The 15235-nt window shown below is 68.0% G+C and carries 10 protein-coding genes; 8 read left to right on the top strand and 2 right to left on the bottom strand.

From position 1 onward, the window contains the following. The first annotated feature begins 3 nt into the window (after window positions 1-3). The 6 genes from D0Y85_RS15690 (at window position 4) to D0Y85_RS15665 (ending at window position 11516) form a co-directional block, all read left to right on the top strand. On the top strand, window positions 4-366 hold the full coding sequence (locus D0Y85_RS15690) for a response regulator (RefSeq protein ID WP_117311113.1): 363 nt from the start codon (window positions 4-6) through the stop codon (window positions 364-366). Then, a complete protein-coding gene (locus D0Y85_RS15685) occupies window positions 366-896 on the top strand; it encodes a chemotaxis protein CheW (protein ID WP_093818702.1) in 531 nt (176 codons plus the stop codon). Before D0Y85_RS15690 ends, D0Y85_RS15685 begins: the two co-directional genes overlap by 1 nt. Before the next feature lie 41 nt (window positions 897-937). Next, on the top strand, window positions 938-2974 hold the full coding sequence (locus D0Y85_RS15680; protein WP_025877752.1) for a methyl-accepting chemotaxis protein: 2037 nt from the start codon (window positions 938-940) through the stop codon (window positions 2972-2974). A gap of 100 nt (window positions 2975-3074) precedes the next feature. Beyond that, complete coding sequence (locus tag D0Y85_RS15675; protein ID WP_117311111.1) at window positions 3075-9737, top strand: Hpt domain-containing protein; 6663 nt, start codon at window positions 3075-3077, stop codon at window positions 9735-9737. Continuing rightward, window positions 9724-11055 carry a chemotaxis protein CheB gene (locus D0Y85_RS15670; RefSeq protein ID WP_117311957.1) on the top strand — a complete coding sequence of 444 codons (1332 nt, stop codon included), beginning with the start codon at window positions 9724-9726 and terminating at the stop codon, window positions 11053-11055. The genes D0Y85_RS15675 and D0Y85_RS15670 overlap by 14 nt, the downstream gene beginning before the upstream one ends. Next, entirely contained in the window at window positions 11052-11516 is a 465-nt protein-coding gene (locus D0Y85_RS15665) for a chemotaxis protein CheW (protein ID WP_117311108.1), read from the top strand. Before D0Y85_RS15670 ends, D0Y85_RS15665 begins: the two co-directional genes overlap by 4 nt. 145 nt (window positions 11517-11661) lie before the next feature. Here the strand turns inward: D0Y85_RS15665 and D0Y85_RS15660 are convergent, their stop codons facing one another. Beyond that, on the bottom strand, window positions 11662-12399 hold the full coding sequence (locus D0Y85_RS15660; RefSeq protein ID WP_117311105.1) for a 16S rRNA (uracil(1498)-N(3))-methyltransferase: 738 nt from the start codon (window positions 12397-12399) through the stop codon (window positions 11662-11664). Then, window positions 12390-13781: an adenosylmethionine--8-amino-7-oxononanoate transaminase gene (gene bioA / locus D0Y85_RS15655; protein ID WP_229290149.1), complete on the bottom strand. Its 1392-nt coding sequence runs from the start codon at window positions 13779-13781 to the stop codon at window positions 12390-12392. Before bioA ends, D0Y85_RS15660 begins: the two co-directional genes overlap by 10 nt. Window positions 13782-13858: 77 nt before the next feature. Here bioA and nudE point away from each other — a divergent pair, with 77 nt between their 5' ends. Together nudE and cysQ are read left to right on the top strand one after the other, a co-directional pair. Beyond that, a complete protein-coding gene (nudE, locus tag D0Y85_RS15650; protein WP_093818697.1) occupies window positions 13859-14422 on the top strand; it encodes an ADP compounds hydrolase NudE in 564 nt (187 codons plus the stop codon). Continuing rightward, window positions 14419-15222: a 3'(2'),5'-bisphosphate nucleotidase CysQ gene (cysQ, locus tag D0Y85_RS15645; protein ID WP_025877764.1), complete on the top strand. Its 804-nt coding sequence runs from the start codon at window positions 14419-14421 to the stop codon at window positions 15220-15222. Before nudE ends, cysQ begins: the two co-directional genes overlap by 4 nt. The last annotated feature ends 13 nt before the right edge of the window (window positions 15223-15235 follow it).

Genomic DNA, 15235 nt, shown 5'->3' with positions numbered 1-15235 from the left:
ACAATGGCTCGTATCGTCCTGATCGAGGATTCACCGACCGACCGCGCGGTGTTCACCCAATGGCTGCGCCGTGCCGGCCATGAGGTGCTGGAAGCGGACAACGCCGAAGAAGGCCTGCAGCTGGTCCGCGACCAGGTGCCGCATCTGGTGCTGATGGACGTGGTGCTGCCGGGCATGAGCGGTTTCCAGGCGACCCGGGCAATGGCCCGCGACGCGGCGATCAAGCACATCCCGGTCATCATCGTCAGCACCAAAGCGATGGAAACCGACAAGGCCTGGGGGCTGCGCCAGGGCGCCGCCGACTACATCGTCAAGCCGCCGCGCGAGGAAGAACTCATCGCCCGGATCAACGAGCTGGTGGCCTGATGCGCTCGCCCTTCGACATTCTTGAAGCCTACGAACGGCGCAGCCTGGCCCACGCGGTGCAGCTGCCCGGGCGGCAGTTCGCCCAGGACCTGTGGCGTGGCGTCGGCTACCGTGTTGGCCAGCGTCGGCTGGTGTCCGATTTCCGCGAAGTGGTGGAGATCGTGCCGATGCCGCCGGTGACCCCGGTGCCATGCGCGCAGCCGTGGCTGCTGGGCGTGGGCAACCTGCGCGGCAACCTGTTCCCGGTGGTCGACCTGAAGTACTTCCTGGAAGGGGCGCGCACCGTCCAGCAGGAAGGCCAGCGCGTGCTGATCATGCGCCAGGCCGGTGGCGACGTCGCCCTGACCATCGATGAACTGTTCGGCCAGCGCAGCTTCGAGCTGACCCAGCAGATCGAGGCCGGTTCACTGGCCGAGGGACGCTACGGCCACTTCGTCGATCGCGCTTTCCATGCCGATGGCAACGATTGGGGCGTGTTCTCGCTCTCGCTGCTGTCGCGTACCCCTGAATTCCGGCAAGCCGCGGCCTGAGGCCGGGCATCGCCCCCTGCATTGAAAATCGAGGTTGAACGATGAGTACTGCTTCGGATGCCACCAAGTCAGGCAAGCTGCGGCTGGGCGGCAGCAACCTCTGGCTGGCGCTGCTGGCGCTGTCGATGATCCTGTTCGGTGTAAACACCGGCGTGTCCACTTGGCAGGGCAGCCGCCTGGCCGATGCCGGTTCCAAGGCCGCGGACCTGCAGGTGCTGTCGCAGCAGCTGGCCAACCAGGGCCGTGACGCGGTCGGCGGCAACGCGCAGGCCTTCACCGCCTTCAAGGCCACCCGCAACGCGATCGAGCAGAATGTGTCGACCCTGCAGGGGCGCTACGGCAACGAGCCCGGCGTGTCCGGTGCGATCTCGACGCTGGCCGACACCTGGGCGCCGCTGGGCAAGCAGGCAGGCCAGCTGGTGGCCAGTGAACCGGCGGTACTGGCCCTGGCCGGCAACGCCAACAACTTCTCCGGTGCGGTGCCGGGCCTGCAGGCCCAGTTGAACGAGCTGGTGCGCGCGATGTCCGCCTCCGGCGCGCCGTCGTCGCAGGTCTACAGTGCCCTGCAGCAGGTGGTGGTGGCCGGCTCGATGGCGCGTCGCGTGACTGAAATCCGCGCCGGCGGCACGGCTGCGGCCGCTGCCGGTGACGCGCTGGCCCGCGACATCACCGTGTTCTCGCAGGTGCTCGATGCGCTGCGCAATGGCAACGAGGATCTGGGCATCACCGCCGTGCGCGGCGCTGCCGCCGTCGCTGCGCTGGAGCAGTCGCAGCAGAAGTGGCAGGCGATGAAGCAGGACGCCGACGCGATCCTGGCCAGCTCGCGCCAGCTGTTCGCGGCGCAGTCCGCTGCCTCCGCACTGGGCCAGGGTTCGGCGAAGATGCTGACCGACAGCCGCAAGCTGTTCGAAGCCTTCTCCTCGTTCGGTTCGGTGTCCGACACCCGCCTGTTCCCGAATTTCTGGATCGGCGTGGTGTCCGGTGCGCTGTCGCTGATCGCGATCATCGGTTTCGTCTCCACCAACGTGCGCAGCCGCTCGCGCGAGCAGGAACTGCGCTACCAGACCCAGGTGGAGTTCAACAGCCGCAACCAGCAGGCGATCATGCGGCTGCTGGATGAAATCTCCTCGCTCGGTGAGGGCGACCTGACGGTGAAGGCCTCGGTGACCGAGGACATGACCGGCGCGATCGCGGACGCCATCAACTACGCGGTGGATGAACTGCGCCACCTGGTGACCACCATCAACGACACCTCGGCCAAGGTCGCGCTGTCGACCCAGGAAACGCAGGCCACCGCGATGCAGCTGGCCGAAGCGGCCGGCCACCAGGCCAACCAGATCACCTCGGCGTCGGACCGGATCGGCGAGATCGCCGCCAGCATCGAACAGGTATCGCGCAACTCGGCCGAGTCGGCCGACGTGGCACAGCGTTCGGTGGTGATCGCCGCCGAAGGTGCCGGCGTGGTCCGCGAGACCATCCAGGGCATGGACCAGATCCGCGACCAGATCCAGGAGACCTCCAAGCGCATCAAGCGCCTGGGCGAATCCTCGCAGGAGATCGGCTCGATCGTGGAACTGATCAACGACATTTCCGAGCAGACCAACATCCTGGCATTGAACGCGGCCGTGCAGGCGGCTTCGGCCGGTGAAGCCGGTCGTGGTTTCGCGGTCGTGGCCGACGAAGTGCAGCGCCTGGCAGAACGCACCTCCGGTGCGACCCGACGCATCGAGAACCTGGTGCAGGCCATCCAGGCCGACACCAACGAAGCGGTCACCTCGATGGAACAGACCACCGCCGAAGTGGTGTCCGGTGCACGCCTGGCCGAGGACGCCGGCACCGCGCTGACCGAGATCGAGCGCGTGTCCAACGCGCTCAATACCCTCATCAAGAACATCTCCATCGCCGCCCAGCAGCAGTCGTCGGCGGCGTCGGACATCACCCGCACGATGGGCGTGATCCGCCAGATCACCGGCCAGACCTCGCAGGGTGCCGGGCAGACCGCCGAGTCGATCGGCCACCTGGCGCAGCTGGCCGCCGACCTGCGTCGTTCGGTCGCCGACTTCAAGCTGCCGGCGTGACACGGGCAGGGCGGCGAGCAAGGAACCAGTCGATGAAGCATTTCCATTCCCCACGCCAGGATCCGCGCGACCGTCGCGCGGCGGCGACCGGAGCGCATCCATGAGCAGCCTGCGCGATGCGATGAGCCACGCAGCCCTGGGCTGGGTCAAGCCCGAGCTGGACGAGACCCTGCGCCTGGTGCGCAATGAGGTCGAGTATTTCGCCGAAGACCCGGCCGACAGCAGCCGCATGCGCATCTGCGCCGGCTACCTGCACCAGGTGCAGGGCACGCTGCGCATGGTCGAACTGTATGCACCGGCGATGGTGGCCGAGGAGCTGGAACAGCTCGCCATCGCCGTCGGCAAGGGCGAGGTCGCCGAGCGCGACGAGGCCTGTGCCACCCTGATGCGCGGCAGCGTGCTGCTGCCCGATTACCTGGAGCGCCTGCAGAACGGGCACCGTGACATCCCGATCGTGCTGCAGCCGCTGCTCAACGAGATCCGTGCCGCCCGTGGCGAAGCGCTGATCAACGACAGCGTGCTGTTCGCGTTCGCGCCCGAGTCGGTGACCGCCACCGAAGCGGAACTGGACCATGCACGCGGCAGCCTCAGCGGCCGCAACCGGGAGCTGCTGGACACCGTTGGCAACGCGGTCAAGGAAGAACTGCTGCAGGTCAAGGACGCGCTGGACCTGCACCTGCGTACCGACGGTTCGCCGCAGCAGCTGCAGGAGCAGGTGACCAAGCTGGGTTCGGTGGCCGATACACTGGGCATGCTCGGCCTGGGCGCTGCGCGGGGCGTGGTCGTGCAGCAGCGCGACGCGCTGCGCGGGGTTGTCGAGGGGCGCCAGCAGATCGACGAAGACATGCTGCTGGATATCGCCGGTGCACTGCTCTATGTCGATGCATCGCTGGACGACCAGGTCGCACACCTCGGTGCCAGTGGCAGTGGCCAGGATGATCCGAGCGCGGTGGAGAACCGGCGCACGGTGGAAGTGCTGGCACACGAGGCGATCGCCAATTTCGCCGCCGCCCGCGAGCATTTCGTCGCTTTCATCGAAACCAGCTGGAACCACGCCGAACTGCAGGACGTGCCACGCCTGCTCGGCGATGTCTCCGGCGCATTGCGCATGCTCGACCTGGGCACCGCGGCAGACTATCTGCGCGGCGTGCAGCAGTACATCGAAGCCGAACTGATCGGTCGTCAGCGGGTGCCCAGTGGTCGCCAGCTGGACACCCTGGCTGACGCCATGGCCAGCCTGGAGTACTACCTGGAAGCCCTGCGTGACCGCCGTCCGGGTCGCGAGGACATCCTCGACATCACCCGCAGCAGCCTGGAAGCGCTGCGCTACTGGCCGCTGCCCGAGCGCGGCGTGGTCGCTGCCGAAGACGTGCAGCCGGTCATGCGCGAAGCTGTGGTCACGGCAGCCGAGCCGCTGCAGATCGAACCGCTGGATATCGACGTGCAGGCCTCCGCGCCGGCACCGGGTGACGTGCCGGTGCCGCTGCCCGATTTCACCTTCGACCCGCTGCCGGAGGCTATGCCCGCCGACAACGGCCTGATGTTCGGATCGCTGGGTACGCCAGCGTTGTCGGCCGAACCGCACGGCACCCCGGCGCCCCTGTTGTTCGCTGCCTCCAGCGCCCCCGCGCCGGAAGTGCCGCAGTGGGAACTGGGTGGATTCGACGCGCCGGCAGGGAGTGCTGCCGAACGCAGCGACGAGCGTGCGCCGACGTTCGACAGCTTCGATCCGGTGTCCGCCGAGCAGCCCAACACCGCTGCCTGGACGGTGTCCGAAGCGCCGGTGCCGGAAGAGGGCGACACGCAGGCAAGCGCCGTAGACGGCAATGATGACGCCTTCCTGGCGACGTCGTTGGACGAGGCGTCGTCTGCCGCGTCGCTGGACGTGGTCATTTCGCCGGCCTTCGATCCGGTTGCCGCCGAGCAGGACGGCCACACGTCGCTGAGCGACGATGTGGTGTTCCGTTTCGACAGCAGCCTGCTGCACAACGCCGATGACGTGTTGTCGCTGGAGGCAATGGAAACGCTGTCGTTGGACGACGAGCAGGCCTCGCCTGCGACGCTGGAGTTCATTGACGCAGGTGCGGTGGCGCAGGCCGACGATGGCCTGGCCATCACCGAACAGTTCGGCTCCACCGTTGACGGCGACGTTGCGACCGATGCCGCAGTCTACGTCGCACCGGCCGCTGACCTGCCCGCATCCGACGACCTGCCGGCCGTGCCTGCTGCGCCGACCGTGGCACTGGTCGATGTGGATACCATCGCGCCGATCGACTTCAGCGAAGCCGATGCGCAGTTCTTCGCAGAGCTGAATGCCGCCGCCGCCGGCTTCAATCCCCAAGCCATGCAGGCAACCGTCGAGCCGGCCGGAACCGTGCCGCCAGCCGTGGCCGAGGGCGGGTTCGATGCGGGTTTCGACGACGATGCCGAGAACATCGACCAGGACATCCGCGAGGTGTTCCTGGAAGAATTCGACGACGAGCTGGGCAATCTCGGCACGCTGCTGCCGGCATGGCGCATGCAACCGGACAACATGGACCGGCTGCGGCCGATCCGCCGCATTTTCCACACACTGAAGGGCAGTGGCCGCCTGGTCGGCGCACGTACCCTGGGTGAGTTCGCGTGGAAGATCGAGGGCATGCTCAACCGCGTGCTTGATGGCAGCCGTGCCCCCACGCCGGCGGTACTGGCGATGGTCGATCACGCATACACGGCACTGCCGCAGTTGAACGCGGCACTGCGCGATGGCCAGCGGGTCAGTGTCGACCTGCAGGCGATGCAGGCCATCGCCGATCGCGTGGGTGCAGGCGAAGAAACGTTCTACGTTGCGCTGCCGGGCGCCACCGCGCCGACGGCCGAGGCGCCGACCGATGCTGCCGCGCCGCTGGACAGCGCCGTGCCGGATGTCGATGCCCCCGCACAGAGCGCTGTCGAAGCGCCGGGTACCCCGGCCAACATCGACAGCGTGCTGCGTGAGATCCTGGAGGCCGAGGTGGAACTCCACCAGGCCACGCTGCAGGGCTGGTTGCGCTCGGCGCAGCAGGCGCCACAGCCGGTCAGCGATGCGTTGCTGCGCGCGGTGCACACCATGAACGGTGCCTTCGCGATGACCGAGGTGCCGGAAATCACCGCTGTCACTGGCGGCGCCGAGTCGTACATCAAGCGTGCACTGGCTGCAGAAGTGGTGCCGGGTGATGACGCCGTGGCGGCCCTGGACGAGACCGCGCAGGCGATCAACGCGACCATGGACGCGCTGCAGGCCGAGCAGCCGCGGATTGCGCCGCAGGCTGAACTGGCGCAGCGCCTGCAGGCGCTGGCCGGCGAGCTGCCGGAAGCACGCTGGCCGATGGCCGGGCTGGACGTCGAGGATGAAGACGAAGACCCGCTGCTTCCGCTGGTCGCAGAAGTGGATGCCGCCGACGCCGACATGGTCGAGCTGGTGCATGCGGTGGAGAGCGAGCCGGAGGTCGAACGCAACACCGGTGCCGAGGTGCTGGAGGCGCTGCAGGTCAGCGAAAATGCGTTGAGCGATGCGGACCTGGAGTCCGCTGAATTGACCGGCAGCGATGATCTGTCGCGCTACTTCGATGCAGGGTGGCCGTCGATGCCGGACGGCCCGGCGCCGGAATCGACAGCGCAGGTGGCTGCTTCCACTGTCGCCGCAGCGGAGATCGAAGCTGGCCAGGCAGTGACGGCATCGGAAGACGCCGCGTTGACTGCGGTGGACGATCTGTCGCCGTATCTGGACGCCAGCGCACTTCCTGTTGATGACCGCGACCTGGATGTCGCAAACGACCTGAATACGCTGTCGCCGTTCACGCCTGAAACAGCAGAGGACGACGACGCTGCTGCAGTGCCACTCGACAGCGGGCTGTCCAGCCTGCAGGATGAAATGGCTGTGCCGGGCTTCGCAGACCCGATCACCCTGGAAGCCGCGCTCGAGGCCGGCCTTCACGTGATCGACGAGGAGCAGGGCCAGGACGAAGACGGGCAATGGTCCGTGCTCGGCCTGCAGGCCAGCGAACTCGCGCCCGGCGAGGCGGAAGCCTTTGCCGAGGATGCGGACGTCGGCGGGGAGGCGGCGGTCGGTGAAGGAGAGAGCACCGACCAGCCGTCCCCGGCGACGGTGGAAGACGTCGGGGCCGCGGAGACGGCGCAGGACGCCATTTCGCCCTCGCGTTTCTTCGAGCTGGAAGATGCTCCGGGCCAGGTTCCCGCGGCGGACAGCGGCATGATCGTGGTGCCGGTCGCAGCGGAGGCTGCGGCGGTCGACGCTGAACCTCTCGTCATCGACAGCGTCGACGCGGTGGTGCCGGCGGATGCGCCCCTGCTCGAAGCCCAGGCCGAAGAAGCCCAGACCCGCTCCGACTCTGAATCTGAATCCGAAGACAGTGCCGACCTGCTCGACTTCAGCATCCATGACCGCGAGCTGGTCGACATCTTCGTCGAGGAAGGCAAGGACCTGCTGGATCATTGCGATGGGCTGATCAGCGAGCTGCGCGAAGCGCCGCAGGATCGCGAAGCCCTGGCCGGCCTGCAGCGCGATCTGCATACGCTCAAGGGCGGCGCGCGCATGGCGGGCATCAATGCCATCGGTGATCTTGGCCACAGCATCGAATCGCTGCTGGAAGCCGTCGCTGGCGGGCGCACCGAGATCGAACGTGCTGACGTGCAGTTGCTGGAACGCGGTTTCGACCGTCTGCACCAGCTGCTGACGCGCACCGGCGAACACCGCATCGTCGAGCCGGCACAGGATCTGCTCGATGCCTTTGAAGCACGCACCACGACCGATATCTCCGCCGCGGCCAGCGCAGCTGCAGCCAGCGCTGCTGATGCCGTTGAGGCAGAGCAGAGCGCGCAGGCGGCTCCGGCCGTGGCCGTGGTCGATGCCCCGTTGTCGGCACCGTTGCCGGTGGAAGGTTCCAGCGAGGAAGACCCGCTGGCCCGTCCGCAGCAGGAACAGGTGCGTGTGCGCGCCGACCTGCTCGACCGCTTGGTCAACCACGCCGGTGAAGTGGCGATCTATCGTTCGCGCCTGGAACAGCAGCTCGGCGCCTTCCGTGGCGCGATGGGCGAACTGGAACGCACCAATGCGCGTCTGCGCGACCAGCTGCGTCGCCTGGACCTGGAAACCGAAGCGCAGATCGTGGCCCGCTACCAGCGCGAGCAGGACCAGGCCGACCAGAAGTTCGATCCACTGGAACTGGACCGTTTCTCCACCCTGCAGCAGCTCAGCCGCGCGCTGAACGAGTCGGCCGCCGATCTGGGCGGCCTGCAGGGCGTGCTGGATGATCTGTCGCGCCAGTACGATTCGCTCCTGCAGCAGCAGTCGCGTGTCAGTTCGGAACTGCAGGATGGCCTGATGCGCGCGCGCATGGTGCCGTTCGACGGCCTGGTGCCGCGCCTGCGCCGTGTGGTCCGCCAGGCCGGCATGGATACCGGCAAGCAGGTTCACCTGACCCTGGAAGGCACCCACGGCGAGCTCGACCGCAACGTGCTTGATCGCATGGTCGCGCCGCTGGAGCACATGCTGCGCAACTCGGTGGCCCATGGTCTGGAAGCACCGGAGCAGCGTCGTGCCGCCGGCAAGCCGGAAGAAGGTGAAATCGCCATCCGCCTGCACCGCGAGGGCTCGGAAATCGTGCTGGACGTGGCCGATGATGGCGCTGGCCTGGATCGTGAGGCGATCCGCCGTCGTGCCATCGAGCGCGGCCTGCTGCCTGCCGATGCACAGCCGAGCGAACAGGAACTGGACAACCTGATCTTCGCGTCGGGCTTCTCCACCGCCGATCAGGTCAGCCAGCTGGCGGGTCGTGGCGTGGGCATGGACGTGGTCGGCAACGAAGTGCGCCAGCTCGGCGGCTCGGTCGACATCCAGTCGGTGCGTGGCCAGGGCGTGCGCTTCACGCTGCGCCTGCCGCAGACGCTGGCGGTCACCCAGGCGGTGTTCGTGCAGATCGGCGAAACCACCTTCGCGGTGCCGGTCGCCTCGGTCAGTGGCATTGGCCGGCTGTCGCACGAGCGCTTCGAAGCCGCCGACAGCAGCTACCGGTACGGTGGCGAAGACTATCCGCTGTACGACCTCGGCACTCTGGTAGGCCAGGCCCCGGCACGCGCTGACGGCCAGGCCCAGGTGCCGCTGCTGCTGGTCCGCGCCGGCGACCTGCGCGCCGCCGTTGCGATCGACCAGGTGCTGGGCAACCGCGAAGTCGTGGTCAAGCCGGTGGGCCTGCAGATCGCCTCGGTGCCGGGCATCTACGGCGCCACCATCACCGGCGATGGCCGCGTGGTGGTGATCCTGGACGTGGCCCCGCTGGTGCGTCGTTTCTTGGCCAACCCGACCGCGCCGGTACTGGTCAATGCGCCGCGCCAGGAACGGCAGGTGCCGTTGGTGATGGTGGTGGACGATTCGCTGACCATGCGCAAGGTCACCGGCCGCATCCTGGAGCGTCACAACTTCGAGGTGAGCGTCGCCCGCGATGGCGTCGAAGCCCTGGAACAGCTGGAAGAGCGCGTGCCGGACCTGATGCTGCTGGACATCGAAATGCCGCGGATGGACGGTTACGAGCTGGCCACCGCGATGCGTGCCGACCCGCGCTACAAGGACGTGCCGATCGTGATGATCACCTCGCGCAGCGGCGACAAGCACCGCCAGCGCGCCTTCGAAATCGGTGTGCAGCGCTACCTGGGCAAGCCGTACCAGGAGCTGGACCTGATGCGTAACGTGTACGACTTGCTGGGGATTGCCCGTGTCCGTGAGTGACCTCGATCCGGTTCCGGCCGTAGCCCTGCTGGCCCGCCCGGGTGCGGCGCGTGAGCGCCTGCGCGAGGCGTTGGCCCATGCCGACGTGCAGATCGTGCTGGAAGACGATCCCATGACGCTGGAGCCGCAGGCGCTGCATGATGCGCGCCCGCAGTTCGTGGTGATCGCGCTGGAAGCGGCCATTGAAGACGCGCTGGAGCGCCTGGAACCGGCGCTGTCAGCACCCGGCTTGACCCTGGTGTTCGACGAGGCTGAACTGGCCGCGCGTCGCGATGGTTGGGAAGCGCAGCGCTGGGGCCGTCATCTTGCCGCCAAGCTGCACGGCCACCAGCAGGTGCTGCCGCCCGGCGCCGAGGACGAACCGGCATTGCAGCTGGAGCCGGGCCTGCCGTCGACGCCGCCGGTGCCGAAGGAAACCGCGCTGCAGACGCACCTGGAACAGGCCCGTTCGTGGGCCGACGACGTGCCGGCTGATGGCCTCTATTCGCCGCCGGCACACCTGCACGAGCCCGTCGCGCTCGAGCAGGCGCTGGCTGCGCTGCAGCCGGTGCTGCCGGAAACGTCAGCGCCTGTGCAAGCTGCACCGGAACCGCCGCCGGTACCGGCCGCTGCGCCGTCGGTATTCACCGACCACACGGCCTGGTCGCTGGTCGACGAGGGCAGCGACGCGCCAGCAGCGCCACAGGCGGCCGCCACGACCACAGCGGCGGAACCCGCCTTCGATACCGCACATCTTTCATTGGTCGACCTGGACGCCGCCGCACCCGCAGGCAGTCGCGCCGGTGCCCTGCTGGTACTGGCCGGTATCGGCGGTCCCGATGCATTGCGCCGCCTGCTCGCAGCCCTGCCCAGCGGACTGGCCGTGCCGGTGCTGGTGCACATGCGCCTGGACGGCGGCCGCTACGGCAACCTGGTCAAGCAGATGGCGCGCGTATCGCCGCTGCCGGTGCAGCTGGCCGAAGCCGGCCAGCGCGCCACCGCTGGCGAAGTGCACGTGCTGGCCGATGACATCGGCGTGCACGCTGCTGCCGATGGCCTGTATTTCCAGAGCGAAGCGCAGGGCATCTCGATTGCCGCGCTGTCGGCCGAGCACAGCGCGCTGGTGCTGCTCAGCGGTGCCGACCTGGCCCATGTGGGCCCGGCGTTGGACCTCGCCGCCGCCGGTGCCTGGGTGGCCGGGCAGGTAGGCGAAGGCTGCTACGACCCGGCTGCGGCGACGGCCGTGGTCGCCGCCGGCATGGTGGCCGGTGAACCGCAGGAACTGGCGCAGGTGATCGCCGCGCGCTGGGGCCTGGATGACGACGGAGATGCCGCATGAGTTACGCCAACAACGATGAGATCCGTGGCGTCCTGATCTCGGCCGGTGCCGAACGGGTCCTGCTGCCCAATGCAACCGTGGCCGAGATGATGTCGCGGGTGCCGGTGCAGGCGGTCGCCGACGCGCCGCGCTGGCTGGTGGGTGAGATCGGCTGGCACGGCTGGCAGGTGCCCCTGGTGTCGTTCGCACGGCTCTCCGGGTTGGGCGAAGAGACGGTGGCAGGCCACAACAAGGTGGTGGTGCTCAAGTCCCTCAACGGCAACGCGCAGCGCCCCTACTACGCGCTGTTGACGCAGAGCTTCCCGCAGCTGATGTCGGTACCGCGCGATGGCCTGCTGGCCGACGCGTCCGAGGAAAACCTGCCTGACATCGTGCACATGCGCGTGCTGCTGGGCGAACAGAGCGCGCTGTTGCCGAATCTCGACGCGCTGGAAGCTGCGCTGGATTCGCTGGCGTCCTGACCGGAATCCGCCGGGCATGGCCCGGCGCTACCGCAGGCGTTCCGGATATCGGGTAGCGCCCGTCCATGTCCGGCGGGCGCGGCAGCCACCGGACCGGTAGCGCCGGGCCATGCCCGGCGAGCGCAGCGGCCAACGAACCGTAGCCTTACCCCAGATCGCCCAGCCGTGCCTGCAAGGCCGCGATTGCGGCCAGGCCTGCGGTTTCCGTGCGCAGGATGCGAGGGCCCAACTGCAGGCCCTGGAAGCCTGCGGCGGCGAGCTGCTCACGGTCACGCGGCGACCAGCCACCTTCCGGGCCGATGGCGATCACCACGCCGCCGGCCGGCGCTGCCTGCAGTGTCGACAGCCGGTGCGCTCCCAGCGGGTCCAGGGTCAACCGCAACGTATCGGCGGGCAGTGCTGCGCTGGCCTGTGCCAGCGACTGCGGCGCTCCTACCTGCGGAATGCGCGCACGACCGGACTGCCCGCAGGCCGACTGCACGACGTTGTTCCAGTGCGCCACGCGTTTTTCCGCGCGTGCTGCATCCAGCTTCACTTCGGTGCGCTCGGCATTCACCGGCACGATGGCGCTCACCCCCAGTTCGGTGGCCTTCTGCAGGATCAGGTCCATCTTTTCGCCGCGTGCAATGCCCTGCAGCAGGGTGATGGTCAGCGGAGATTCGTTGGCGATCGGCTGCACCGCGTCGATGCGTACCTGTACCTCGCGCTTGCCCGCCAGCGTCAGCGTCGCGGTGTAGTCATGGCCATCGCCATTGAACAGCACGCAGGTGTCACCCTCGCGCAGGCGCATCACCCGCACCAGGTGGTTGGCCGTCTCTTCCGGCAGGGTCACGGTCTGGCCGCTGTGCAGCGCCAGGTCGATGGGGCAGCGGGTCACGCGCATGCAATCGCCTCGTCGATGGCCGCCAGCGTGGTATGCGCCAGCAGCTCCAGTTGTTCGTCATCCACGCAGTACGGTGGCATCCAGTACAGCACGTTGCCCAGCGGGCGCAGCACCACGCCGCGTTTCAACGCCGCCCTGTAGGCGTGCAGTCCCAGCCGCAGGGCCGGATCGAAGGGCGTGCGCTTGTCACCGTTGCGGGTCAGTTCGAAGGCCACCACCATCCCGGCCTGGCGCACATCGGCCACGTGCGGATGGTCGGCGAACGGCGCGGCCAAGGTGCCCATCACCGAGGCGATGCCGCGATTGCGCGCGATCACATCGTCCTCGACGAAGATGTCCAGCGTGGCCAGCGCTGCCGCACAGGCCAGCGGGTTGCCGGTGTAGCTGTGCGAATGCAGGAAGGCACGCTCGCGCGAATCATCAAGGAAGGCGTCGTACAGCGCCTGCGTGGCCAGCACCGCAGCCAAGGGCAGGAAACCACCGGTCAGGCCCTTGGACAGGCACAGCAGGTCCGGCATCACCCCGGCCTGCTCGCAGGCGAACATCGTGCCGGTGCGGCCGAAGCCGGTGGCGATCTCGTCGGCGATCAGGAACGCACCATGGGCGTCACACAGTTCACGCACGCGCTGCAGATAGGCCGGGTCGTGCATGCGCATGCCACCGGCACACTGCAGCCGTGGCTCCAGGATCACCGCGCAGATCTCGCCCGGATGCTGGTCGAACAGCGTGGCCAGGCCATCGGCGGCCTGGCGTGCGCGGTCGGCCGCACTCTGCCCGGGCTCGGCCAGGTAGGCGTCGGGCGAGGGCGCAAACAGGCCCTCGGCCAGCAGCGGCGCATAGACCCGGCGGTACAGCGGAATGTCGGCCAGTGCGAGGGCGCCCAGCGTCTCGCCGTGGTAGCCGTTTTCCAGCGAGACGAAGCGCGTGCGCTGGGTCTCACCGCGGTTCTGGAAATACTGGAAGGCCATCTTCAGCGCCACTTCAACGCCGGCCGAACCGTTGTCGGCGTAGAACACCTTGGCCAACGGCGCGCGGCCGGGCTGGCGCGGCGCGAGGGCCAACAGGCGCTCAGCCAGGGTGATCGCGGGCTCGTGGCCGAACCCGGCCAGCATCACCTGTTCCAGCTGCCCGGCCTGGGCGGCGATGGCGCCGCCGATGCGCGGCTCGGCATGGCCGAACAGGTTGGTCCACCAGCTGCTGACCGCATCCAGGTAGCGGTTGCCGTCGTGATCGATCAGCCAGGCGCCTTCGCCGCGGGCGATCGGCACCAGCGGCAACGTGTCCGGATGCTCGCGCATCTGCGTGCACGGGTGCCACAGAACCTTGAGGTCGCGTTGCCGCCAGTGCTGGACCAGCGGAGAGGGGGTTGGGTCTGCTAGCATTTCGGGCTCATGAACATGTTGCTGCCTGCACATTCTATCGGCCTCGGCGCACGCGCCGTCTGCCCCGGAGATTCCGCGTGAACGATGACCGCGCAAGGCGTCCTCTGCCGATCATCCATCGGATCACCGACGAGGAGAACGGGCCCTTCCAGCGCCAGCACCTGGACCTGGAGTTCTCCAACGGCGAACGCCGTCGCTTCGAACGCCTGGTCAGCCGTGGCCATGGCGCGGTGGTGGTGGTGCCGATGCTGGATGAAGAAACCGTGCTGCTGGTACGTGAATACGCGGCCGGCATGCACCGCTACGAGCTTGGCCTGGTGAAGGGCCGGATCGATGCCGGCGAAACGCCGGAGCAGGCCGCCGACCGTGAGCTGAAGGAAGAGGCCGGCTATGGCGCTCGGCGGGTCGACGTGCTGCGCGCGATGACCCTGGCGCCGACCTACATGAGCCATCAGTCCTGGCTGGTGGTCGCGCGCGACCTGTATCCGGAGAAGCTGGCCGGCGACGAGCCGGAGGAACTGGACGTGGTGCCGTGGAAGCTGGCCGATCTGGACCAGTTGATGCTGCGCGAGGACTTTTCCGAAGGGCGTTCGCTGGCGGCGCTGTTCATCGCCCGCCAGTGGCTGCAGGGAGCACGATGATCAAGCTGACCACGGAACTGCGCGAAACCGCGATCGCCATCGCCCAGGAAGCCGGGCAGGCGATCATGCAGGTCTACAGCAACGGTTTCGATGTGACACTCAAGGACGACGACAGCCCGGTCACCGCTGCCGACCTTGCCGCGGACCGGGTGATCCAGCAGGGGCTGCGCCAGCTGACACCGGACCTGCCGATCCTGTCGGAGGAGTCGCCGCTGGTGCCCTGGGAGCAGCGTCAGCACTGGGGCGCGTACTGGCTGGTCGACCCGCTTGATGGCACCCGCGATTTCGTCAAGCGCAATGGCGAGTTCAGCGTCAACATCGCGCTGATCTACCAGGGCGCCCCGGCGTTCGGCGTGGTCCAGTCGCCAGTCACCGGCATTGTCTGGCACGCGATGCGGGGCGAGCTGGCGTATCGCCGGCAGGGTGTGCATGACACCGTGCTGCGTACCCGTACACCCGCGACTGCGCCCCTTCGCGTCGCCGCCAGCCGCTCGCATCGTTCAGCGGAGACGAATGCCTTGCTGGCCCGCATGGGCGACATCGAGACCGTGGTGCAGGGCTCTTCGCTGAAATTCTGCCGGATCGCCGAAGGCGGACTGGATGTCTATCCGCGGCTGGGCCCGACCTCCGAATGGGATACCGCTGCTGGCCAGTGCGTGCTGCACGCAGCCGGTGGTGCGGTGCTCTCGGTCGGGACCGGCAAGCCGTTCCGCTACAACCGCCGGCCGACGCTGTTGAACGGCGATTTCATGGCGCTGGGTGATACCAGCCTGCCGTGGCGGGACTGGTTGTCCGATTGATCCAGGAGAAACG

The organism is Stenotrophomonas sp. G4, from assembly GCF_003428825.1.
Taxonomy (GTDB): Bacteria; Pseudomonadota; Gammaproteobacteria; order Xanthomonadales; family Xanthomonadaceae; genus Stenotrophomonas; species Stenotrophomonas indicatrix.
Note: the sequence above shows the minus strand (reverse complement) of the source record. Positions and strands in the feature narration are given on the sequence as shown.

What these genes read in the sequence shown, in the direction of transcription:
- D0Y85_RS15690 (WP_117311113.1), top strand. Translation starts at nt 4, where the DNA reads ATGGCTCGTATCGTCCTGATCGAGGATTCACCGACCGACCGCGCGGTG.
- D0Y85_RS15685 (WP_093818702.1), top strand. Translation starts at nt 366, where the DNA reads ATGCGCTCGCCCTTCGACATTCTTGAAGCCTACGAACGGCGCAGCCTG.
- D0Y85_RS15680 (WP_025877752.1), top strand. Translation starts at nt 938, where the DNA reads ATGAGTACTGCTTCGGATGCCACCAAGTCAGGCAAGCTGCGGCTGGGC.
- D0Y85_RS15675 (WP_117311111.1), top strand. Translation starts at nt 3,075, where the DNA reads ATGAGCAGCCTGCGCGATGCGATGAGCCACGCAGCCCTGGGCTGGGTC.
- D0Y85_RS15665 (WP_117311108.1), top strand. Translation starts at nt 11,052, where the DNA reads ATGAGTTACGCCAACAACGATGAGATCCGTGGCGTCCTGATCTCGGCC.
- D0Y85_RS15660 (WP_117311105.1), bottom strand. Translation starts at nt 12,399, where the DNA reads ATGCGCGTGACCCGCTGCCCCATCGACCTGGCGCTGCACAGCGGCCAG.
- bioA (WP_229290149.1), bottom strand. Translation starts at nt 13,781, where the DNA reads ATGCTAGCAGACCCAACCCCCTCTCCGCTGGTCCAGCACTGGCGGCAA.
- cysQ (WP_025877764.1), top strand. Translation starts at nt 14,419, where the DNA reads ATGATCAAGCTGACCACGGAACTGCGCGAAACCGCGATCGCCATCGCC.